The organism is Burkholderia catarinensis (assembly GCF_001883705.2).
GTDB lineage: Bacteria > Pseudomonadota > Gammaproteobacteria > Burkholderiales > Burkholderiaceae > Burkholderia > Burkholderia catarinensis.
In genome coordinates this window covers 98,278-120,568 of sequence record NZ_MDEQ02000012.1, presented here as the reverse complement: position 1 = coordinate 120,568, position 22,291 = coordinate 98,278, and the positions used below count along the sequence as shown (strand labels likewise).

22 protein-coding genes are annotated in these 22,291 nt (G+C 68.8%); 5 read left to right on the top strand and 17 right to left on the bottom strand.

What is annotated here, in order from left to right:
* Positions 1-59: 59 nt before the first annotated feature.
* From carB to gloB, 6 genes are all read right to left on the bottom strand, one after another.
* A complete protein-coding gene (gene carB, locus BFF94_RS20500; RefSeq protein WP_128842910.1) occupies positions 60-3,314 on the bottom strand; it encodes a carbamoyl-phosphate synthase large subunit in 3,255 nt (1,084 codons plus the stop codon).
* Between the two features lie 49 nt (positions 3,315-3,363).
* The gene (gene leuE, locus BFF94_RS20495) at positions 3,364-4,023 is read right to left on the bottom strand and encodes a leucine efflux protein LeuE (RefSeq protein WP_128842909.1); all 660 of its coding nucleotides are present in this window, start codon (positions 4,021-4,023) and stop codon (positions 3,364-3,366) included.
* Between the two features lie 37 nt (positions 4,024-4,060).
* Entirely contained in the window at positions 4,061-5,206 is a 1,146-nt protein-coding gene (gene carA / locus BFF94_RS20490) for a glutamine-hydrolyzing carbamoyl-phosphate synthase small subunit (RefSeq protein WP_128842908.1), read from the bottom strand.
* A 364-nt stretch (positions 5,207-5,570) separates the two neighbouring features.
* A complete protein-coding gene (locus BFF94_RS20485) occupies positions 5,571-6,788 on the bottom strand; it encodes an MFS transporter (protein WP_128842907.1) in 1,218 nt (405 codons plus the stop codon).
* Positions 6,789-6,945: 157 nt separating this feature from the next.
* A complete protein-coding gene (locus tag BFF94_RS20480) occupies positions 6,946-8,520 on the bottom strand; it encodes a transglycosylase SLT domain-containing protein (RefSeq protein ID WP_128842906.1) in 1,575 nt (524 codons plus the stop codon).
* Between the two features lie 151 nt (positions 8,521-8,671).
* Positions 8,672-9,478, bottom strand: coding sequence for a hydroxyacylglutathione hydrolase (gene gloB, locus BFF94_RS20475; RefSeq protein WP_128842905.1), 807 nt, complete (start codon positions 9,476-9,478; stop codon positions 8,672-8,674).
* 18 nt (positions 9,479-9,496) lie between these two features.
* Here gloB and BFF94_RS20470 point away from each other — a divergent pair, with 18 nt between their 5' ends.
* Genes BFF94_RS20470 through dnaQ form a run of 3 tightly spaced genes read left to right on the top strand, consistent with a single transcriptional unit; the run spans position 9,497 to position 11,522 of the window.
* Positions 9,497-10,309 carry a class I SAM-dependent methyltransferase gene (locus tag BFF94_RS20470; protein ID WP_219139751.1) on the top strand — a complete coding sequence of 271 codons (813 nt, stop codon included), beginning with the start codon at positions 9,497-9,499 and terminating at the stop codon, positions 10,307-10,309.
* Complete coding sequence (gene rnhA / locus BFF94_RS20465; RefSeq protein WP_128842904.1) at positions 10,306-10,749, top strand: ribonuclease HI; 444 nt, start codon at positions 10,306-10,308, stop codon at positions 10,747-10,749. Before BFF94_RS20470 ends, rnhA begins: the two co-directional genes overlap by 4 nt.
* Positions 10,750-10,787: 38 nt before the next feature.
* Positions 10,788-11,522, top strand: coding sequence for a DNA polymerase III subunit epsilon (gene dnaQ, locus BFF94_RS20460; RefSeq protein WP_128842903.1), 735 nt, complete (start codon positions 10,788-10,790; stop codon positions 11,520-11,522).
* A gap of 27 nt (positions 11,523-11,549) precedes the next feature.
* On the opposite strand, the gene BFF94_RS20455 is transcribed toward dnaQ, so the two are convergent.
* Positions 11,550-11,882: a YnfA family protein gene (locus tag BFF94_RS20455; protein ID WP_219139750.1), complete on the bottom strand. Its 333-nt coding sequence runs from the start codon at positions 11,880-11,882 to the stop codon at positions 11,550-11,552.
* Positions 11,883-12,423: 541 nt separating this feature from the next.
* Here BFF94_RS20455 and proP point away from each other — a divergent pair.
* Entirely contained in the window at positions 12,424-13,914 is a 1,491-nt protein-coding gene (proP, locus tag BFF94_RS20450) for a glycine betaine/L-proline transporter ProP (RefSeq protein ID WP_128842901.1), read from the top strand.
* A 108-nt stretch (positions 13,915-14,022) separates the two neighbouring features.
* Here proP and BFF94_RS20445 read toward each other — a convergent pair whose 3' ends face one another.
* Positions 14,023-14,220, bottom strand: coding sequence for a hypothetical protein (locus BFF94_RS20445; RefSeq protein ID WP_128842900.1), 198 nt, complete (start codon positions 14,218-14,220; stop codon positions 14,023-14,025).
* A 183-nt stretch (positions 14,221-14,403) separates the two neighbouring features.
* Positions 14,404-15,033: a glutathione S-transferase family protein gene (locus tag BFF94_RS20440; RefSeq protein WP_128842899.1), complete on the bottom strand. Its 630-nt coding sequence runs from the start codon at positions 15,031-15,033 to the stop codon at positions 14,404-14,406.
* A gap of 171 nt (positions 15,034-15,204) precedes the next feature.
* Here BFF94_RS20440 and BFF94_RS20435 point away from each other — a divergent pair, with 171 nt between their 5' ends.
* Entirely contained in the window at positions 15,205-16,416 is a 1,212-nt protein-coding gene (locus BFF94_RS20435; protein WP_219139749.1) for a polyhydroxyalkanoate depolymerase, read from the top strand.
* Positions 16,417-16,423: 7 nt separating this feature from the next.
* Here BFF94_RS20435 and BFF94_RS20430 read toward each other — a convergent pair whose 3' ends face one another.
* The 8 genes from BFF94_RS20430 to mdcC all read right to left on the bottom strand — a co-directional run bounded on the left by BFF94_RS20430 (position 16,424) and on the right by mdcC (position 22,289).
* Positions 16,424-17,068: a phosphoribosyltransferase gene (locus BFF94_RS20430; protein ID WP_219139748.1), complete on the bottom strand. Its 645-nt coding sequence runs from the start codon at positions 17,066-17,068 to the stop codon at positions 16,424-16,426.
* Positions 17,069-17,193: 125 nt separating this feature from the next.
* Complete coding sequence (locus BFF94_RS20425) at positions 17,194-17,715, bottom strand: phospholipase D-like domain-containing protein (protein WP_128848713.1); 522 nt, start codon at positions 17,713-17,715, stop codon at positions 17,194-17,196.
* 105 nt (positions 17,716-17,820) lie between these two features.
* Positions 17,821-18,753 carry an acyltransferase domain-containing protein gene (locus tag BFF94_RS20420; RefSeq protein WP_219139747.1) on the bottom strand — a complete coding sequence of 311 codons (933 nt, stop codon included), beginning with the start codon at positions 18,751-18,753 and terminating at the stop codon, positions 17,821-17,823.
* On the bottom strand, positions 18,750-19,616 hold the full coding sequence (mdcB, locus tag BFF94_RS20415) for a triphosphoribosyl-dephospho-CoA synthase MdcB (RefSeq protein ID WP_219139746.1): 867 nt from the start codon (positions 19,614-19,616) through the stop codon (positions 18,750-18,752). Before mdcB ends, BFF94_RS20420 begins: the two co-directional genes overlap by 4 nt.
* Entirely contained in the window at positions 19,613-20,281 is a 669-nt protein-coding gene (gene mdcG, locus BFF94_RS20410; RefSeq protein WP_219139745.1) for a malonate decarboxylase holo-[acyl-carrier-protein] synthase, read from the bottom strand. Before mdcG ends, mdcB begins: the two co-directional genes overlap by 4 nt.
* On the bottom strand, positions 20,268-20,975 hold the full coding sequence (mdcE, locus tag BFF94_RS20405; RefSeq protein WP_219139744.1) for a biotin-independent malonate decarboxylase subunit gamma: 708 nt from the start codon (positions 20,973-20,975) through the stop codon (positions 20,268-20,270). Before mdcE ends, mdcG begins: the two co-directional genes overlap by 14 nt.
* Positions 20,962-21,975 (bottom strand): biotin-independent malonate decarboxylase subunit beta, encoded by a 1,014-nt coding sequence (locus BFF94_RS20400; RefSeq protein ID WP_246637373.1) that lies wholly within the window; start codon positions 21,973-21,975, stop codon positions 20,962-20,964. The genes mdcE and BFF94_RS20400 overlap by 14 nt, the downstream gene beginning before the upstream one ends.
* Positions 21,975-22,289, bottom strand: a complete 315-nt coding sequence (gene mdcC, locus BFF94_RS20395; protein WP_006485317.1) for a malonate decarboxylase acyl carrier protein — start codon at positions 22,287-22,289, stop codon at positions 21,975-21,977. The genes BFF94_RS20400 and mdcC overlap by 1 nt, the downstream gene beginning before the upstream one ends.
* Positions 22,290-22,291 lie beyond the last annotated feature (2 nt).

Here is a 22,291-nt window from a genome sequence, read left to right as displayed (position 1 = left end):
GATGCACTGGAAACACCGCCTAATCGCGGCACGTGTTGCTTCGACAGGTAACTGATTGCTTAGTTTAGGCGAGCGTGAAGACCTTGTAAATCATAGACTTCCAGATCCTTCAGGTAGCGCAAGCCTTCGACGGCCGCGCGCGCGCCCGACATCGTCGTGTAGTACGTGACCTTGTGCGCCTGCGCGCTCATCCGGATCGAACGCGAATCGGCGATCGCCTGGCGCGTCTCGTCGACCGTCGTGAACACGAGTGCGATCTCGCCGTTCTTGATCATGTCGACGATGTGCGGACGGCCGTCCTTCACCTTGTTCACGACCTTCACCGGCACGCCGGCCGCTTCGATTGCAGCAGCCGTGCCCTTCGTCGCGACGATCGGGTAGCCGAGGTCGTGCAGCATGCGCGCGACTTCGACCGCCTTCGGCTTGTCGGCGTCCATCACGGTCAGCAGCACCGTGCCCGACTCCGGCAGGCGCGAACCGGCCGCGAGCTGCGACTTGAACAGCGCTTCGCCGAACGTCTGGCCGACGCCCATCACTTCGCCGGTCGAACGCATTTCAGGCCCGAGGACCGGATCGACGGTCGGGAACTTGACGAACGGGAACACGGCCTCCTTCACGCTGAAGTACGGCGGCTCGACTTCCTTCGTCACGCCCTGCTGCGCGAGCTTCTGGCCGACCATCGCGCGCGCCGCGATCTTCGCGAGCGGCAGGCTGGTCGCCTTCGACACGTACGGCACCGTGCGCGATGCGCGCGGGTTCACTTCCAGCACGTAGATGATGTCCTGCTTCGAACCGTCCGCCTGCGGCACCTGCTGGATCGCGAACTGCACGTTCATCAGGCCGATCACATTCAGCGCCTTCGCCATCGCGCCCGTCTGGCGCTTCAGCTCGGCAATGGTTTCCTTCGACAGCGAGTACGGCGGCAGCGAGCATGCCGAGTCGCCCGAGTGGACGCCCGCCTGCTCGATGTGCTCCATCACGCCGCCGATGAACACGGCTTCGCCGTCGCAGATGCAGTCGACGTCGCACTCGATCGCGTCGTTCAGGAAGCGGTCGAGCAGCACCGGCGAATCGTTCGACACCTTCACGGCCTCGCGCATGTAGCGCTCGAGATCGCGCGGCTCGTGGACGATTTCCATCGCGCGGCCGCCCAGCACGTACGACGGGCGCACGACGAGCGGATAGCCGATTTCGGCCGCGAGCACGAGCGCTTCGTCTTCGGCGCGCGCGGTGCGGTTCGGCGGCTGGCGCAGGCCGAGGTCCTGCAGCAGCTTCTGGAAGCGTTCGCGGTCTTCGGCCGCATCGATCATGTCCGGCGACGTGCCGACGATCGGCACGCCGTGCGCCTCGAGGTCGAGCGCGAGCTTCAGCGGCGTCTGGCCGCCGTACTGGACGATCACGCCGACCGGCTTTTCCTTGTCGACGATCTCGAGCACGTCTTCGAGCGTCAGCGGCTCGAAGTACAGGCGGTCGGACGTGTCGTAGTCGGTCGACACCGTTTCCGGGTTGCAGTTGACCATGATCGTTTCATAGCCGTCCTCGCGCATCGCGAGCGCCGCGTGCACGCAGCAGTAGTCGAACTCGATACCCTGGCCGATCCGGTTCGGGCCGCCGCCCAGCACCATGATCTTCTTGTTGGTGGTCGGCTGCGCCTCGCACTCTTCCTCGTAGGTCGAGTACATGTAGGCGGTTTTCGTCGCGAACTCGGCCGCGCAGGTGTCGACGCGCTTGTAGACCGGGCGCACGTTGAGCTCGACGCGGCGGCGGCGGACGTCTTCCGGCGTCGCGCCGAGCAGCTTCGCGAGGCGGCGATCGGAGAAGCCGCTCTGTTTCACGTAGCGCAGCTCGTCGAACGTCAGCGACGCGAGCGTGCGGCCCGCGAGCGCCTTTTCCTTCAGGATGATCTGCTCGATCTGCTCGAGGAACCACGGATCGATCGCGGTTTCCGCGAAGATTTCCTCGGCCGTCATGCCGATGCGGAACGCATCGCCGACATACCAGATGCGGTCCGGGCCCGGCTCGTGGATCTCGATCGCGATCTCGTCGCGGTCGGTCGACTTCTCGTCGAGACCGTCGACGCCGACTTCGAGGCCGCGCAGCGCTTTCTGGAACGATTCCTGGAACGTGCGGCCGATCGCCATCACTTCGCCGACCGACTTCATCTGCGTGGTCAGGCGCGAATCGGCTTCGCGGAATTTTTCGAACGCGAAACGCGGGATCTTCGTGACGACGTAGTCGATCGTCGGTTCGAACGATGCGGGCGTCTGGCCGCCGGTGATTTCGTTCTTCAGCTCGTCGAGCGTATAGCCGACCGCCAGCTTCGCCGCGACCTTCGCGATCGGGAAGCCCGTCGCCTTCGACGCGAGCGCCGACGAACGCGACACGCGCGGGTTCATCTCGATGACGACCATGCGGCCGTCCTTCGGGTTGATCGAGAACTGCACGTTCGAGCCGCCGGTGTCGACGCCGATCTCGCGCAGCACCGCGAGCGATGCGTTACGCAGGATCTGGTATTCCTTGTCGGTGAGCGTCTGCGCCGGCGCGACCGTGATCGAGTCGCCGGTGTGCACGCCCATCGGGTCGAGGTTCTCGATCGAGCAGACGATGATGCAGTTGTCGGCGCGATCGCGCACGACTTCCATCTCGTACTCCTTCCAGCCGAGCAGCGATTCCTCGATCAGCAGTTCGCGCGTGGGCGAGAGATCCAGACCGCGCTTGCAGATCTCTTCGAACTCTTCGCGGTTGTACGCGATGCCGCCGCCCGAGCCGCCGAGCGTGAACGACGGGCGGATCACGACCGGGTAGCCGCTGCCGCCGGTGAGCGCCATGATCTCGGCCTGCACCTTGGTCGCTTCTTCCATCGAGTGCGCGATGCCCGACTTCGCGGAACCGAGACCGATCTTGGTCATCGCTTCCTTGAACTTCTGGCGGTCTTCCGCCTTGTCGATCGCTTCCGGCGACGCGCCGATCAGCTCGACGCCGAACTTCTCGAGCACGCCGTGGTGGTGCAGGTCGAGCGCGCAGTTCAGCGCGGTCTGGCCACCCATCGTCGGCAGGATCGCGTCCGGGCGCTCCTTCTCGATGATGCGCGCGACGACTTCCCACGTGATCGGCTCGATGTAGGTCACGTCGGCCGTGTTCGGGTCGGTCATGATCGTCGCCGGGTTGCTGTTGACGAGAACGACCTTGTAGCCCTCCTCACGCAACGCCTTGCAAGCCTGCGCGCCCGAATAGTCGAACTCGCACGCCTGGCCGATGATGATCGGGCCGGCGCCGATGATGAGGATGCTCTTGATGTCTGTGCGTTTTGGCATGGCTTGTGAATTCAATAAGTAATCGTTGTCGTGGGTCGGCCGGCTGCGCTCAGCTGATGGAAGCCAGCGCGAGCTTCACCGAGAAACCGATGAACAGGCCGCCCACGCTGCTCGCCGCACCTGCCGCAAGCTTGCGGCGGCGGCGGAAGTGCTCGGCGAGCCGCGCACCCGCGAAGATCAGCGTGCTCAGGTACAGGAAGCTCGCGCATTGCGCGATCGCCCCGAGCACGACGAACGACAGCGCGGGATGCGGGAATGCCGGGTCGACGAACTGGATGAAGAACGAGATGAAGAACAGGATCGCCTTCGGATTCAGCAGGCTCACGATCAGCGCCTTGCGAAACGGCCGCTCGCCGTCGACCGCGCGCGGCGCGTCGGCCGGTGCATTGGCCGGCGCGCGCAGCTTCTGCCACGCGCTGCGCAGCATGCCGGTGCCGATGTAGAGCAGATACGCGGCGCCGCCGTACTTGACGACGGAGAACAGCAGCGGGTTCGCCTTCAGCAGCGACGCGACGCCCGCGGCGGACAGCACCATCAGTACCGTGTCGCCGACGAACACCCCGCAGGCCGCGCGATAGCCGGCCTTCACGCCGCGCTGCGCCGCGAGCGACAGCACGTACATCGAGTTCGGCCCCGGCAGCAGGATGATGAAGATCACGCCGAACACGTAGGTCCAGATATCCGTGATGCCGAGTGCGTGGCCGAACATGATGCGAATCTCCCGTCCTTCGGTTGCGTCGGTAACGTTAAGCGGTGCGCTGCTTCGCCGCGTCCATCAGCGCGGTGAAACGGTCGAACAGATAGCCGATGTCGTGCGGGCCCGGCGATGCTTCCGGGTGGCCCTGGAAGCAGAATGCCGGCTTGTCGGTGAGCTCGAAGCCCTGCAGCGTGCCATCGAACAGCGACACGTGCGTCACGCGCGCGTTGGCCGGCAGCGAATCCGCGTCGACCGCGAAGCCGTGGTTCTGCGACGTGATCACGACACGGCCGTCGCCGAGATCCTTCACCGGGTGGTTCGCGCCGTGGTGGCCCGTCTTCATCTTCAGCGTCTTGGCGCCGACCGCGAGGCCCATGATCTGGTGACCGAGGCAGATGCCGAAGGTCGGCACGCCGCGTTCGATGAATTCCTTGGTGGCCGCGATCGCGTAATCGCACGGCTCCGGATCGCCGGGGCCGTTCGACAGGAAGATGCCGTCCGGATTCAGCGCGAGCGCATCGGCTGCGCTGGCCTGTGCGGGCAGCACCGTCACTTGGCAGCCGCGCTCCGCGAGCATGCGCAGGATGTTGTACTTGACGCCGAAATCGTACGCGACGACGCGGTACTTCGGCGCTTCCTGCATGCCGTAGCCGCCTTCGAGGCGCCATTCGGTCTGCTTCCACTCGAACGGCTTCGCGGTCGACACGACCTTCGCGAGATCCATGCCCGCGAGGCCCGGGAACGAGCGCGCGAGCTCGATCGCCTTCGCCTCGTCATCCGAGCCCGTCAGGATGCAGCCGTTCTGCGCGCCCTTGTCGCGCAGGATGCGGGTCAGCTTGCGGGTGTCGATGCCGGCGATCGCGACGACGCCTTCGTCGCGCAGGTAATCGCCGAGCGTGCGGTCCATGCGGAAGTTCGATGCGAGCGTGGGCAGATCACGGATGATCAGGCCGGCGGCATGGACTTTCGTGGCTTCGACGTCTTCGGCATTGACGCCGACGTTGCCGATATGCGGGTACGTGAGCGTGACGATCTGGCGCGAGTAGCTCGGATCAGTGAGGATTTCCTGATAACCGGTGATCGCGGTATTGAACACGACTTCGCCGATCGTATGGCCTTCGGCCCCGATCGAATAACCACGAAAGACCGTGCCGTCGGCGAGTGCAAGCAAGGCGGGAGTAAAAGACGGCAACACGGGAGGCTCCTTGGGGAACACCCTGCTGCCGACCTGTTTACCCTGCCGCGCAAGCGCCGCGCTGCGTGAGCGCGCGCGGTCGCTAGCTGGACGCGGCCTGCGTTGTCGAGACGCGAACCCGGCGCATGGCGCACGAGGCTTCGCGGCATCGCCCGGCAGGCGGCGTGCGGCGGATGAACGGGATGAATGAGGTAGGCGCTAGGGTGCGAGGTTGATCAGCACAAACTTTCAAATTATAGCCTGAAAATGGCCCTATCTTCAATTGATATGGCCACCCGACCATGCGTGCGCCATGCCCGGCAACGCGGCGCAACGGGCTGCGGCCCCGTTTCCGCGGCCGCCCTACCCCCAGCGTACCGCCGGATCAGTGCGCTTGGCCAGTGCCGCGCGCGGGCCAACCGTACCAGACCGCGCTCGCGAGCTGCAGCGCGAGCAGCACGCCCCACGCGGTAATGTGCGCAGCGGCCGGATAACGGCCGTCGATCGCCGGCCAGTGCGACAGCACCGCGCCGACGCCGATCTGGAACGCAAAGATCAGCAGGAAGATCACGAGCGTGAGCGTCGTGTTCGCGCGGCCGATCAGATGGGCGGGAAAGTGCCCGGCCATCACCGCGTAGGTCAGGATGCCGACGCCGCCGAACATCCCGTATGCAGCCCACAGCACGGCCGGCGGCAACGGCACGCGCGCAACGATCGCGACCTGCGTCGCGACGAACAGCGCCATGCCCACGCCGCAGAACGCGTAGACGGACACGCCGCGCCGCTCGAGCACGCGCGCCGCGGCGCCGAAGCCGACACAGCCGACCATCATCGCGAAACCGAGCACCGACACGAGGCGCGCGGCATGCGGCGCATCGAACCCCGCGACGTCGCGCAGGTAGGGCCCGACCCAAAGCGACTGCATCGCATAGAACACGCCCTGCGTGACGACGGAGAACGACGAGAGCTTCCAGAACGCGCGGCTGCTCAGGATGTGCCACGTGCCCTTGAACTGGCTGACGAGCCCGCCCTGGTGACGCGCCTGCTTCACTTCGGGCGCGCCCAACCCGATCGAGGCCGCGACGGCCACCGTCAGCACCGCGAGGCCGAAACAGATCGCGCGCCAGCTCGTCCAGCCGAGCAGCCAGGTCAGCGGCGAACCGACCATGACGCCGCCGAGGCCGCCGACGGCCATCACGAGGCCGTTGACGAGCGGCAGCCGGCCAACCGGGAAATGCTGCGCGAGCGCCTTGAACGCCGCGCCGAGACACACCGACACGCCGACGCCGATCAGCAGCCGGCCGACCATCATCGTGCCGATGCCGTGCGCGGCACCGAACACGGCCGCACCGGCCGCCGCGAACAGCAGCATGCCGGCCGTCACGCGGCGCGGGCCGAAGTGGTCGAGCATCACGCCGGCCGGGATCTGCGCGCCCGCGAAGCCGAGGAAATAGAGACTGGTGAGCAGGCCGAGATCGGCAGCCGACAACCCGAGCTCGTGCGTGACGAACGGCGCGAAGCCCAGATTCACGCCACGAAACACATACGACACGAAATACCCGATCGAAAACAGCGCGAGCACCCTCACCTGCACCGACGACATCGCTTCCCCTTGTTATATGAAGACGCCCGAAGCAGCGCCCCCGCGCCGCGCACAAACGAAAACGCCGTCACCTCGGTGACGGCGTTTCGTCGCATTTCGTCGGATCATAGCCCAATCGCGCGGACCGGATCGGCCGCACGATGCGTTCGCAGCCGCGTTATTTCTTCTTGCCCTTGTGCGCGGCGGCGTTGGCCGGCGCGGCTTTCGCGGGAGCCGCCTTCGTCGATTTGGCCGCCGGCTTCGCGGCGCCGCGCTTCGCGCCATGCGACTTGCCGCCCACCGACAGGCTCGCGCGCTCGATGCGCGCACCGCCGGCCGACGTCGCGATCCGCTCCGGACCCGGCTCGGCCGGCACCGAACGACCGACCGGCACGTGCAGCACGAGCGCCTGGCCCGGCATCGCGAGATCGCGGTGCGTGCGGTTCCACGCCTTGAGCTGGCCGACCGATACGCCGTAGCGGCCGGCGATCGCCGCCATCGACTGCTTGCGGCGCACGCGGATCAGCATCTTGCGTGTGTCGGGCACGTCGGGTTCCATCGCGAGCGCGCCGTTTTCGGCGACGTCGGCGCTGATGTCCTCGTCATCGTCGTCGCCGCGCGGCACGACGATCGTCGAACCCGGCTTCAGGCGCATGCCGGCCGGAATCTTGTTGACCGACATCAGCGTATCGGCGTCCACGCCGATCTTCTCGGCGATCGCCGCCGGCCGCGCACGTTCGCTGACCGTATAGGTGGTCCACGTCGAAAGCTGGCCGTTGTATGCCTTCAGGCTCTTCTCGAACGCCGACGCGTTGTCGAACGGCAGCAGGATCTGCGGATCGGTCGCGCCGAGAATCACCGGCTTCGCGAACGACGGGTTCAGCGAGCGGAACTCGTCGAGCGACAGGTTTGCGAGCTTCGCGGCAACCGCGACGTCGATGTCGCGCGACGTCGTGACCGTCACGAAATACGGGTGGTTCGGGATGTCCGGCAGCGTCAGTCCGTACTGCTGCGGGCTCGCGATGATGTTCTTCACCGCCTGCAGCTTCGGCACGTAGTTGCGCGTCTCGTTCGGCATCCGCAGGCTCTGGTAGTCGGTCGGCAGCCCGGCCGCCTGGTTGCGCGCGATCGCGCGCTGCACGTTGCCCTCGCCCCAGTTGTACGCGGCCAGCGCCAAATACCAGTCGCCGAACATGTCATGCAGGCGCGACAGGTAGTCGAGCGCGGCACTCGTCGACGCGAGCACGTCGCGGCGCTCGTCCTGCCACATGTTGCGCTTCAGGTTGTACGTGCGGCCCGTGCCGGGCATGAACTGCCACATGCCGGCCGCCTTCGCGACCGACAGCGCCTGCGGGTTGTACGCGGATTCGATGAACGGCAGCAGCGCGAGCTCGGTCGGCATGTGACGCGCCTCGAGCTCCTCGACGATGTGATACAGGTACTTCTGCGAGCGCTCGGTCATGCGCTGCACGTAATCGGGCCGCTGCGTGTACCAGGTCGTCTGCATGTCGACGAGGTCGCTCTGCAGGTCGGGCATCTGGAAGCCACGGCGGATGCGCCCCCAGAGATCGGGGTCGGCACTGGTCAGGTCGCCGACGGATTGCTTGTCGACGTCGACAGTTTCTTTGGCGGTGGCTGATTTACGGAGGTAGCTGGACGTCGCCTGCGAATCGGCGGCGTTGTTGGCGACAGGAGCCTGGCTCGCACAAGCGGCGAGCAGCAGGACCACCATCGCACTCAATATAAGTCGCATGAAAATCTCGGCTTCCGACGGCTGGAAATTGCTGGCGATACTACGGAAGTGCGTGCTTCACGTCAATAAAAACACCGAAAACTCAGCGAAATCCTACATTTGGAGCAATTTTTACAAGCTCCGCCTGAGCTTTGGAGTCCTCCGAAAATGATCATCGGAACCGGTTTTTCCATTCGCGCATCAGCGTGAACGCCGCCAGACGATCCGGCACCGTTTCGTGCAGTTCGGTCTCGAGCGTCGCGCGGATCGCATCGCTGTCCGCCCGCATGAACGGGTTAACGGCGCGCTCGTGCGCGATCGTAGTGGGCAGCGTCGGCACGCCGCGTGCGCGCAGCGCCTGCGCGTCGTCGCGCCACGCGGCGAGCGCCGCATTGCCGGGCTCGCACGCGAGTGCGAAGCGGATGTTCGACAGCGTGTATTCGTGTGCGCAATGCACGCGCGTGTCGCCCGGCAGCGCCGCGAGCGCGTCGAGCGACGCGAGCATCTGCGCGGGCGTGCCTTCGAACAGGCGGCCGCAGCCGCACGAGAACAGCGTGTCGCCGCAGAACACGTGCGGCGCCGCGGCGCCGTGCCCGGCCGCCTGGAAATAGGCGATGTGGCCGCGCGTATGACCCGGCACGTCCAGCACGTCGAACGCGACGGCCGGCGCGTCGAGCGCCACGCGATCGCCGCCCGCGAGCGGCCGCGTGACCACGCCGATCGCCTCGGCCGCGGGGCCGTAAACGGCAAGCGGAACATCGTCCGGTTGGCTGTTTCTCAGCGCCTCGACACCGCCGACATGGTCGGCGTGGTGGTGCGTGAGTAAAATAGCGGTCAACCGCCAGCCTCGTTCGGCAAGAACCCGGCGTACGGGCGCGGCTTCACCCGGATCGACGGCGATCGCATCGCGGCCGTCCGACACGAGCCAGATATAGTTGTCCTCGAATGCCGGAACCGGCACGTACTCCAGCTCGTTCATGGGCGCGCAACCATCGTTATGTCTGATCGTCAAATTATAGACTGGCCCGCCTGGACCGACTCGTCTCCCGGCCGCTACGTGCTCGGCTGGGAGCAGGCGCAACTCGACCGGATCGTGTCCGACGTCTTCGGGTTCCACGCGCTGCAGCTCGGCCTGCCGCAGCTCGACGCATTGCGCGAGAACCGCATGCCGTATCGCGGCCTCGTGCTCGATCCGGCAAGCGGCGCGAGCGCGCCGTACCAGTATCCGTGGGCGCGCGAAGCGCACGCGCCGGAGCACGCGCCCGCCGAGCGCAGCACGACCTGGTGCGACCTGCTCGACCTGCCGTTCGAGTCGCAAAGCGTCGACCTGATCGTGATGCCGCACACGCTCGAATTCACGTCCGACCCGCACCGCCTGCTGCGCGAGGCCGAGCGCGTGCTGATGCCGGAAGGCCAGCTCGTGATCACCGGCTTCAACTCGCTCAGCCTGTGGGGCATGCGGCAGTCGTTCGGGCGCATGGCGAACCGCCCGTTCGTGCCGGCCACGCGCGACCAGATCGCGTTCATCCGGCTCAAGGACTGGATCAAGCTGCTCGGCTTCGACCTCGAACGCGGCCGCTTCGGCTGCTACCGGCCGCCGCTCGTTACCGACAAGTGGCTGGCCCGCTACGGCTTCATGGAAGCCGCCGGCGACCGCTGGTGGCCGATCTTCGGCGCCGTCTACATGGTCACGGCCGTCAAGCGCGTGCGCGGCATGCGCCTCGTCGGCCAGATCAGGATGAAGAAGCCCGTGCTCGCGCCGGGCCTCACGCCGGCGGCCTCCCCGACCACCCATCAAGAACACTCATGACAACCGATATCATCGACATCTATACCGACGGCGCCTGCAAGGGCAACCCCGGCCCCGGCGGCTGGGGCGCACTGATGCGCTACGGCGACCGCGAAAAGGAGCTGTTCGGCGGCGAGCCCAACACGACCAACAACCGCATGGAGCTGATGGGCGTGATCGCCGCGCTCGAAGCGCTGAAGCGGCCGTGCCAGGTGATCGTGCATACCGACTCGCAATACGTGCAGAAAGGCATCAGCGAGTGGATCCACGGCTGGAAGAAAAAAGGCTGGATCACCGCGGCAAAGACGCCCGTGAAGAACGCCGACCTGTGGAAGCGGCTCGACGCGCTCGTCGCGCAGCACGAGGTCGAGTGGCGCTGGGTCAAGGGCCACGCGGGCCATCCCGAAAACGAACGCGCGGACGCGCTCGCGAATCGCGGCGTCGAATCGCTCACGGCCTGAACGCCGGCCGCCCCCCTGTTTCCTTCGTTTTTCCAGACATGCGCCAGATCATTCTCGATACCGAAACCACCGGCCTGAACGCCCGCACGGGCGACCGCCTCATCGAAATCGGCTGCGTCGAGCTGCTGAACCGGCGGCTCACCGGCAACAACCTGCACTTCTACGTGAACCCCGAGCGCGACAGCGATCCGGGCGCGCTGGCGGTGCACGGCCTCACGACCGAATTCCTCAGCGACAAGCCGAAATTCGCGGAAGTCGCCGACCAGATCCGCGACTTCGTGAAAGACGCCGAGTTGATCATCCACAACGCACCGTTCGACCTTGGCTTCCTCGACGCCGAATTCACGCGGCTCGGCCTGCCGCCGTTTTCCGAACAGTGCGGCGGCGTGATCGACACGCTCGTGCAGGCCAAGCAGATGTTCCCCGGCAAGCGCAACTCGCTCGACGCGCTGTGCGACCGCTTCGGCATCAGCAACGCGCACCGGACGCTGCACGGCGCACTGCTCGACTCGGAGCTGCTCGCCGAGGTGTATCTCGCGATGACGCGCGGCCAGGACAGCCTCGTGATCGACATGCTCGACGACGTGGGCGCCGGCGGCAGCGCCGCGAACGGCCAGCGCGTGTCGCTGGCCGCGCTCGACCTGGCCGTGGTGGCCGCGAGCGCCGACGAGCTCGCCGCGCACCAGGCGCAGCTCGACGAGCTCGACAAGTCGGTCAAGGGCACCTGCGTGTGGCGCAATTCCGCCGACGCGGGGGCCGCGGAAACGACCTGACGCACCCGGCACGCGCTGCAGCCACGCTCACGCGCGCGGCTGCAGCGCGATGACGGCCATCCCGCCGAGCGCGAGCACCGCGCCGGCCACATCCCAGCGGGACAGCGCGACGCCGTCGACCACCCGCAGCCAGATCAGCGCAACCGCGATATACATGCCGCCGTACGCGGCATAGGTGCGCCCCGCCGCACTCGGGTGCAACGTCAGCAGCCACGCGAACAGCGCGAGCGACAGCGCGGCCGGCACCAGCAGCCAGACCGGGCGCCCGGCCTTCAGCACGAGCCACGGCAGGTAACAGCCGACGATTTCGGCCAGCGCTGTGGCGGCGAACAGCGCCGCGATCCTCATCAGTTCGGTCATCCGGTTCCTCGTGAATTCGGCCTCCGTCACCGGGGGCCGCGCGGCTTGGCCGCGCGCCGCCGATCATACCCGAGCAGGCCCCGCCGAACGCCCCGCCAGACGGGCGTTTCCCGGCAATTTGCGCGATCATCCGTCATCGTGCTATCATGTCGCCTGTTTCAACATTCAATCTCTGTCTATTCGATTTCGACAGAAGTCCGTCCGCGCGTTGCGGGCCGGCCCTTCGAGCGAAATCGCACCCACAGGAAAGCCCGCCCGACAGGCCCGCTTTTCTCGTTTCGTTGCCCCTCCGGGGCGCTTGCCGGAACGCCGGACATCGGTCCGCACCGGCATCTGCCGCCTGCATCACGCGGCCCATTCTTCATGAGCGCACAGTCGCGACGGCCCATCGGGCCCGCGTCGAAGCAGCCCCTTGCGGCCCTTTACCGCCTTTTGTGCAGTAAGTGCTTAATGGCCTGCCCCGACGCGCCGTACGCGACACCGCGCTCGCCGGCAAACCGTGTCGGACGGCCCGCCCGTTCCGGCGCAGTCAAAGGAGTGCATGACCTTGACCGCAACACACGTCAGCCCGACCGCTGCCTCTTCCTCCGCTTCGCCGTCCGGCGAGGCTCCGCTCGCCGCGGACGACATCACCGTCGTCGACCAGAGCCTGCTCAAGCGCGCCGTCAGCGCGATGGCCATCGGCAATGCGATGGAATGGTTCGACTTCGGCGTCTACAGCTACATCGCCGTCACGCTCGGCAAGGTGTTCTTCCCGTCCAGCAGCCCGTCCGCGCAGTTGCTCGCGACCTTCGGCACGTTCGCGGCCGCATTCCTCGTGCGCCCGCTCGGCGGCATGGTGTTCGGCCCGCTCGGCGACCGTATCGGCCGCCAGCGCGTGCTCGCCGCGACGATGATCATGATGGCCGCCGGCACGTTCGCGATCGGCCTGATCCCGAGCTATGCGTCGATCGGCATCATGGCGCCCGTGCTGCTGCTCGTGGCCCGCCTCGTGCAGGGCTTCTCGACCGGCGGCGAATACGGCGGCGCGGCCACCTTCATCGCCGAATTCTCGACCGACAAGCGCCGCGGCTTCATGGGCAGCTTCCTCGAGTTCGGCACACTGATCGGTTACGTGATGGGTGCGGGCGTGGTCGCGCTGCTCACCGCGTCGCTGTCGCAGGAAGCGCTGCTGTCGTGGGGCTGGCGCGTGCCGTTCCTGATCGCCGGCCCGCTCGGCCTGATCGGCCTCTACATCCGGATGAAGCTCGAGGAAACGCCCGCGTTCAAGCGCCAGGCCGAAGAGCGCGAAGCGCAGGACAAGGCCGTGCCGAAGGCGCGCTTCCGCGAAACGCTGATGCGCAACTGGCGTGCGCTGCTGCTGTGCGTCGGCCTCGTGCTGATCTTCAACGTGACCGACTACATGGTGCTGTCGTACCTGCCGAGCTTCATGTCGTCGACGCTGCACTTCGACGAATCGCACAGCCTCGTGCTCGTGCTGCTCGTGATGGTGCTGATGATGCCGATGACGCTCTACGCCGGCCGCCTGTCCGACAAGGTCGGCCGCAAGCCCGTGATGCTGGCCGGCTGCGTGGGCCTGCTCGTGCTGTCGATCCCGTCGATGATGCTGATCCATACGGGCACCACGGCATCGGTATTCGGCGGCCTGCTGATCCTCGGCGTGCTGCTGTCGTGCTTCACCGGCGTGATGCCGTCGGCACTGCCGGCGCTGTTCCCGACCGAGATCCGCTACGGCGCGCTCGCGATCGGCTTCAACGTGTCGGTGTCGCTGTTCGGCGGCACGACGCCGCTGGTGACCGCGTGGCTCGTCGAGGTCACCCACAACCTGATGATGCCCGCGTACTACATGATGGGCGCCGCCGTGATCGGCATCGTGTCGGTCGTCGCGCTCGCGGAAACCGCGCGCCAGCCGCTGAAGGGCTCGCCGCCGGCCGTCGCGACGCGCCGCGAAGCGCACCAGCTTGCGCGCCGGTTGCGCGAAGAGGACGACAGCGCCGAGATTTACGGCGTCGCATCGCCCGCACGCGCCTGAGCGCCGCCCAATGAAAAGCCCCGGCCGAAGCCGGGGCCCGATCGAACCCGATCCGCCCGACCGGCTTGCGCCGGCCGGGCTTTTTTTATCCATTCGATGCGAACGCGCTCATGCGTGTGCTTCGCTGCCACGGCAGAAGATCAGTGCACGCGAACGCGATACGGCCGCCTGCGCGCCGCGTGCCGCGACGATCAGCCCGACCTGGCCGAGATTGAAATCGCGCTCGACCATCAGCTGCGTCAGCGCGACGAGCGGCAACATGAAGGACGGGTGGTACAGGCTCGATTCGATCAGGGCTTTCATCATCGGCTCCATCTGGCATGACTTGATTCGATGGAGTGGATTCTAGGGACCGGCCGCTTCCGGATAAACAGCGCGAATGCGAAGTCACTTGTCAGCCGCCGAGAACAATCGGCAGCGGCTTGCCTGGCGGGGACGAGCGGGCGGCAGACGGCGGTGCCGGCGGCCCGGCACCCCGCCGCAGGCCCCTTAGGCGAGCGGTGTCGCGACGAACGCCGGCAACGCTTCCGCGCACGCCGAATGCGCGGCGAGCGCCGGATAGCGGGCCGGATCGATCCGCGCGAGCACCGGGTAATCGGCCGTCATGAACTGCGTGAAGCGCCATGCCACCGCGACTGTCACGTCGGACTGCAGCAGGCGAGCGCCGCCGAGCCAGCCGTTCGCGGCCGCGACGAGCGGCTCCAGTTCGCCGTACGCGCTCTCGAGCTGGCTCAGCACGCGCTCGATCCACGGCGCGTGCTGCTTGGCTGACGGGCGCAGCGCCTGCTCGTAGACGACCTGCACGGTCTTCTCGGCGGCCGCCAGCGCGAAACCGACCGGCACCAGCGCGCGCAGCCGCGCATCGGCGGCGTCGGGCAGCAGGCGCCGCTCGGGCGCGACCAGGTGATCGAGATAGTCGACGATCAGCGACGAATCGATCAGCGTCGCGCCGTCGCCGATCACGAGCGTCGGCGCCTTGACGACCGGATTGACCGTCCTGAACTGCTCGAAATGACGAAACACCGAGAGCGACTCGTGCTCGAACGGCAGGTCGAGCAGCCTCGCCGAAATCGCGACACGGCGCACGAACGGGGAATCCAGCATGCCAATCAGCTTCATCGCAAACGCTCCGCTTGAGGGAATGGGACGGATGACTGTAGCAGCGTCGCGCGGCATCGCCTAGCGTGCCCGTGCGCTTGATGCGCGTCGGGCGCTCGTGAACCAGGCTCCCGCTGCCCCGCCACAGTGACCATAATGCAAGTTCACGCCCCTTCCGCCCCAAGGTTCGCCATGTGGTATGCCCTCGTCGAGCAGCAGCGGGAATGGATGCGCGTCTGGCGCGCGGCGACGCGGCACGCGTTCGACGCGTGGCCCGCGGCCACGCTGCCGCACGCCGCGTCGTCGTGCTACGACGACCTGTTCGAGCCGCTGCTCGGGCCGCCAGCCAGGCCGCCGCGCTTCGACATCGGGCGGCCGGCCGTCGACGAACGGGTCGCCGCGCACACGCCGTTCTGCGACCTGCGGCGCTTCACGCGCGCCGATGCCCGGCGCACGGTGCTGCTGTGCGCGCCGCTCGCCGGGCACGCGGCCGTGATGATGCGGGAAACCGTCGAGACGCTGCTCGCCGACGGCGACGTCTGCGTGACCGACTGGCGCAATGCGCGCGACGTGCCGCTCGCGTCGGGCCGCTTCGGGCTCGACGACTATGTCGCGATGCTCGACGGCTTCGTCGACGGGCTCGCGCACGACGATCGGCCGCTGCACGTCGTCGCCGTGTGCCAGGCGACCGTGCCGGCGCTCGGCGCGCTCGCGCTGCGGGCCGCGCGCGGCCTCGCGCCACCCGCGAGCGTCACGCTGATCGGCGGCCCGCTCGACGCGCGCCTGAATCCGAGCGCGCTCGGCACCGCCGCAGCCGCCCATTCGCTCGACTGGTGCCGCCGCCACCTGATCGACATCGTGCCGCCCGGCTTCGCGGGGCACGGCCGCCACGTGTTCCCGACCTATCTCCAGCAGGGCGAGATCGCGCTCATGTACCCGCAGCGCTTCCTGACGCTGATCGAGGCCTACGCGCTGGCCGCGTCGCGCCTCGACATGGCCGGGCTCGCCGGTGCGCGGCGTGCGCTGCTCGAATACACGGCGCTGCTCGACATGCCGGCCGACTATTTCCTCGACACGGTCGACGTCGTGTTCCAGCGCATGAGCCTCGCGAACGGCACGTGGAACGTCGGCGGCCGGTGCGTCGAGCCGGCCGCGCTGTGCGGCATCGCACTGCTGACCGTCGAGGGCGCATGCGACGCGGTCACGGGCGCCGGCCAGACGCACGCGGCGCTCGACCTGTGCAGCGGCGTTGCCGCTGACGAGCGCTTCCGCGTCGACGTCGACGATTGCGATCACTACGGGTTGTTTACGGGTGCGCGCTGGCGCGACAGCGTCCATCCGGCGCTGCAGCGCGTGTTCGCGCTGGCCGAAGCCGGCGGCCCGCGCCGCGTCGGGCGGGCGTGAAGCCGCGTCAGAGTCGGGCCGCGTCGAGCAACGTACGCACCTCGTCGTCGCCCGTCTGCTCGAAGCGCGCGTAGAACTGGCTGATTCCGAAGAACCGCAGCGGCTGCGACACCGTGACGAACGCGTCGGCCAGGTCGTCGAACGCATGCCGCGTGCCCGGCGGCGCGACCGGCGCAGCCGCCACGACGCGCGCGGGGTGGCGCTCGCGCAATGCCTGCAGCGCGACGCGCATCGACGCGCCGGTCGCGACGCCGTCGTCGACGACGATCGCGATGCGTCCGTCGACCGGCAGCGGCGCCGCCGCGCCGCGATACAGCGCTTCACGACGATGCAGCTCGGCGGTCTCGCGCGCGATCACGTCGGCAAGCTGCGCGTCGGATACGCCCATCGAGCGGATTACCGAACGCTGAAGATGCATCGCCCCGCCCGTTGCAATCGCGCCCATCGCGAGTTCGGGATCGTATGGCACGCCGAGCTTGCGCACGACCAGCACGTCGAGGGGTGCGCGCAGCGCGCAGGCAATCGCATACGCGACGGGCACGCCGCCGCGCGGCAACGCGAGCACGACAACGTCGCTACGCCCCGCGTAATCGCGCAACGCGTCGGCCAGTTGCCGGCCGGCATCGGCGCGATCGACAAAACACTCGGTCACGATCGGCTCCCTGCCGTTGCGCCGGTTGCGCGAAACCCGCGCCGGCGCCTGTCAACGAGCATGGTTCATCGGCCGCGCCGATGCAAGCAGGGTCACACCGGCATCCGCGACACCGGACGAAGGGGTCAGAGGCCGCCGGCCTGCCGGTACAGCCGCCAGAACGACTGCGCGTAGGATTGGGCGAGCTCGGGCGCGCGTCGAAACACGTTCACCGTTTCCGCGTGCGCGGCCGCGCCGTCGGACAACGTCGTCAGTACGACGCTGTCGTCGACGATCACGAAGCGCGGCGCGGGGTCTCCCTGCCGCGAATCGATCGCCACGTCGATGCCCGCGGATTTCAGATAGCCGGCGCCGCTGTACTTGCCCGCGCGCGCCGAGCGCGCGAGCACGACACGTACCTCGATCCCGCGCGCGCGCGCCGCGCGCAGCGCGCTCGCGACGGCGGGCGGCACGTGCGTATAGCCGGCCAGCAGCACGCGGCGCTGCGCCTGTTCGATCAGGTCGACGGTCGCATCGGCCGCCGCGTTGTCATACGAAAAGTATGTGCCGACCGATGCGGCGTCGGACGGAATCTGGCTGGCGTGGGCGCTCGCCGCGCAGCAGAGCGCGGCGAGAAGGAAGGCGGCTGGTCTCATGGCGGGCGCCATTGTAGCGACGCCAATTCGCGTGGCAAGCGCCGGCTGCGACGCTGCTGCGCCGGCGCAACACACAGTGCGGAACGGGTGCCCGACGGGTGTGTTTCAGGCCGTCGATCAGCCGGCCGCGACGCGCGCGAGCCAGCTCGTCACGCCGTCGACGGAACGGAAATCCGCGAGGCTACGCGCCGGCAGCGCCGGATACGCGCCGCCCGCCATCTCGGCCAGCGCGCGCCCGGGGCCGAGTTCGAGAAACGCGGTCGCGCCGGCCTCCACGCAGGCGGCAAGACAGGCCGCCCACTCGACCGGCTCCGCGATCTGCCGCGCGAGCTTGTCGAGGCCCGCGTCGACGTCGAGCACCGACGCACCGTCGATCCCCGAAACCAGCCGCGTGCCGGGCAGCGGCCGCCGCACGCGCGTCGCGGCGAGCGACGCGCGAAACACCGGCACGGCTGCCGCTAGCCGGCGCGTGTGCGACGCGATCCGCACGCAGACGGGCGCGACGCGCAACGCGCCTTCGCGTGCCGCGTCGTCGGCCACCGCATCGACATCGGCCTGCCGCCCCGCCACCACGAACGCGTCGCCGGGGTTCGCGATCGCGATCGCCGCGTCCCGGCCGTCGCACAACCGCGCGAGCTGCGCGCGCGTCAGGCCGCGCACGAACGCCATCCGCTCGTCGCCGCCGCTCGCGGCATCCATCGCGCGCGCGCGCGCATCGGCCAGGTCGAGCGCGTCATCCGGATCGATCATTCCCGCGACGCCCCACGATGCGACCTCGCCGACGCTGTAGCCCGCGACGCAGCGCCGGCGCGGCCACACCGCGTCGAGCAGCGCGGCGGCGGCAAGCGCCTGGACCGTGCAGAGGATCTGCGCGGCACGGTTTTCGCGCAGCGCGTCCGGCCCGGCCCGCCGGACCCAGGCGCGCGGATCGTCGCCGAGGAGCCGGCCGGCATGCGCGAACAGCGCGTCGGCCTGCGGCGCCGACCCGGTCAGGTCGAACATGTCCGCGCGCTGCGCGCCTTGCCCCGAACAGAGGATCGCCAGCGTCATCGCGCGTCCCCGTCGGCTTCGAGCGCATCGACGAACACGCTCATCGCGAGCAGGTCGGCCGCCCCGCCCGGGCTCAACCGGCGCGCCACGAACGCACGATGCGCGGCGGCGGCGCGCAGCCGCCAGTCGCGCGCACGCACGCCGCCGCGTGCAACGAACGCGCGGGCGGCCGCCCGCGCGAAGTCGAGGCCGGCCTGCCCGCCCCGGTGCAGCAGATTCGTGTCGTCGAGCGCGGCGATCAGCGCGAAGCACGCATCGACGCGCGCGGCTTCCCGGTCGCCCGGCAGGTCGCGCCGTGCGCGGCGCAGCGCGGGCAACCCGACCGCATATACGGTCGTGAAGCCGTCGGCCGCCTCGCGGCGCGCGCCGCCGACGCCGTAGCGGCGACTCGCGCGCTCGCCGTGGCTGTCCGGCAAACGCGGGCCGCCAAGGATATCGGTGCCCCAGCGGCGGGACACGAACGCGCCGAGCGTCATCCCGTCCGGCACGGCCCCCGGCATCGCGCGCCGGCCCGCAGCCGCGCACAGCAGCCCGAGCCCGAAGATCGCGCCACGATGCGTATTGACGCCGCCGGTCGCGGCGAGCATCGCGTGCTCGGCACGCAGGCCGATCTTGCGCAGCACGGCCATGTCCGCATCGCGCGCGCCCGCATCGGCGAGTTCCGCGAAGTACGGCCGCAGCGCGGCGGCGCTGCGCGCGAACGTCGCGGCATCCATGTCCGAATGACTGCCGGTGTCGATGTGACTGACCAGGCCCGGCTTCGGATAGGTCTCGATCTCGAGCACGAGGCTACACTCGGCCAGCCCGGCGATGCGCTCGGCATCGGACGGCACCGGTACGCGGCAGGCAGCCCACGCGCTCATCGCGCGCCTCCGGTGAATGCGTCGGCCGGCATCAGCTCGACGTCGATCGCGGTCTTGACCGCGACTTCAGGCAGCCGCGCCTGCAGTTCGCGCCAGTTGACGCCCGCGCCGTCGTCGCGCAGCAGTTCACCGTCGATGCGCATCGGCGCGCGTGCGTCGATCTCCGCGAGGCCATCGAGCAGCGGCGCCATCGACGCGGCATCCGGCAGCGGAAACACGATATCGAGATCGGACGACGCGCCCAGGTATGGCTCGCCCGTCAGCGCCTGCCACGCGAGGCTGCCGAACACGCGACCCTGCACGCCGCAGCGCGCGCCGAGCGCATCGAGCTCGCGCAACGGCGCATGCCATGCGTCGGGCGCGGCGGCGAGCACGTCGGCCAGCGCGGGCAGCGGGCCGACCGTCGCGAGCGCGTCGGCGGCAGCGTTCAACGCGATGCGCCGCTTGCCCGCGGAAGGCGGCAACGGCAGGCCGAGCGGCACGCGGCCGGCATTGGCCTCGTCGGGCGACGCGCGGCGCACGATCAGCGGCCAGCCGCGCGCGGCCCACGCCTGCACGAGCGGATCGGCCGCGAGCGCGGGATCGCGCGCGCATGCCGCGCCCCACCCCGCCGCCGTCAGCGTGACGAGCGTGTGGCGGCGCAGCGGCATCTCAGTGTGCGGCACGCGCGAGTTCCTCGACGCGCCGTGCGACGTCGGCCGCGACCGGCCGCCCGCGCGCCGCGCGACGGTCGACGCGATCGGCCGGCTTGCCGAGCCATTCGCCGACCTGCGCGTCGAGCGCGCGGGCCGGATCGAGCACGGCGTCGACGGCGCCCATCTTCACGAGGTTGTCGAGCCCCGGCGCGAACACCGGGGTCGAACGCGACATCTCCTTCAGCACGTCGATCGGCAGCTTGGTCACGCGCGACATCGACGGCAGGTCCATCACCTCCGGCTCGGCGCCCGGCACCGCGAGCAACGTGCGCGTCGCGAGTGCGGTCGCGATGAACGCGCCCGCGGCCGTGTGGCCGTACAGCACGCCGATCGTCCGGTGCCCGGCGAGATCCGCGTGCATCAGGCACTTCGCGAGATGCGACAGCCCTTCGTTCAGGCCGAGCAGTTCGTCGCGCTTGCTCATCCGCTGGCTGTCGCTGTCGACGAGCACGAGGATCGGCGTATCGCCGCCGCGCGCGATCGTGTCGAGCACGCGCGACGCGAGCGTCAGCGCCTCGTCGATGCCGAACGGCAGACGGTCGGCGACACCGATCACGTCGACGCGCAGGCCGGCCAGCTCCGCGTGGCCCGTCAGCAGGCCGCCGGTACGGGCGATCGAATGGCCGTGGGGAAACATCGAGTTCAGTACTTCATCGAGCGTCATGCGGGCTCTCCTGCAATTGATCGGCGAGCGTGGCGAACGCATCGTCGGGCATCCCGGGAATCGCTTCCGGCGCGCCCGCACCAAGCGTGCGCCACACGTCGAGCGCATCCTTGCATGCGCCGAACCGTTCGACACGCGCTTCGAGGCGCGCCTGTTCCGCGCGCAGCATCGCCGCATCGAACGCCGGCGCGTGGCCGAGCAGGTCGAGCGCCGCCGCGCGGAACGCGTCCGGCGTATCGGCCACATAGCGGTCCGCGCCGCCGATCAGCCGCCGGTGCTTGCCGCCCATCGTGCGCCAGATCAGCGCGCGATCCTTCGCGTCGAATTCCTCGACGCCGCGATTGGTCTCGATCACTTCGGGGCCCGACACGCTGATGCGCCCCTGCTCCGACACCGCGAGCGCCGAACAGCACGCGGCGAGCAACCCGCCGCCGCCGTAGCAGCCCGCGCGCCCGCCGATCATCCCGATCACCGGCACGCCGGCCGCGCGCGCTTCGACGAGCGCGCGCATGATCTCGGCGATCGCAAGCTCGCCCGCGTTCGCTTCCTGCAGCCGCACGCCACCCGTATCGAACAGGATCAGCACCGGCTTGCCGACTTCGCGCGCGGCACGCAGCAGCCCCGTGAGCTTCGCGCCGTGCACCTCGCCGAACGCGCCGCCCATGAAGCGGCCCTCCTGCGCGGCGACGAACACCGGCCGGCCGTCGAGCCGGCCGTGGCCGACCACCATCCCGTCGTCGAACTGCTGCGGCAGGTCGAACAGCGGCAGGTGCGGGCTCGTCACGCGTTCGGCCGGCCCGAGGAATTCGCTGAAACTGCCCGCGTCGAGCAGCCCGTCGATGCGCTGCCGCGCCGACGCTTCGTACCAGCTCGCGCCGTTCGCGACGAACGCCGGTGCGTCGTGGATCGCGTCGTTCGGCGCCTCCCGACGGGCCGCCCCTAGGGAGGCGCCCGCCCCCTCGGGGGGCAGCGAACAGATGTGAGCGTGGGGGTTGTTCATTAAGCGTCCCCCTCGATCGCGCGCACGGCTTGCGCGAGCCGCAGCGACACCATGTCGGGCCGCGCGCCGCCGTCGTTGATCGACAGCTTCAGGCCGCCCGGCGTGCGCCGCTCGACGAAATCCGACACGACGGCCTGCCACACCGCGCCGAAGCCGACCGCCGCGGTGCGGATGTCGATCTCGCATTCGTTGCCCGGCAGCACGCGCTCGACGAGCACCTCGAGATTGCCGGACGCGACCACGCCGACGAGCGCCGCGGCCTGCTCGCCCTTCGCTCGCTCGCGTGCGGTGAAGCGATAGTTCAACTGTTCCATGC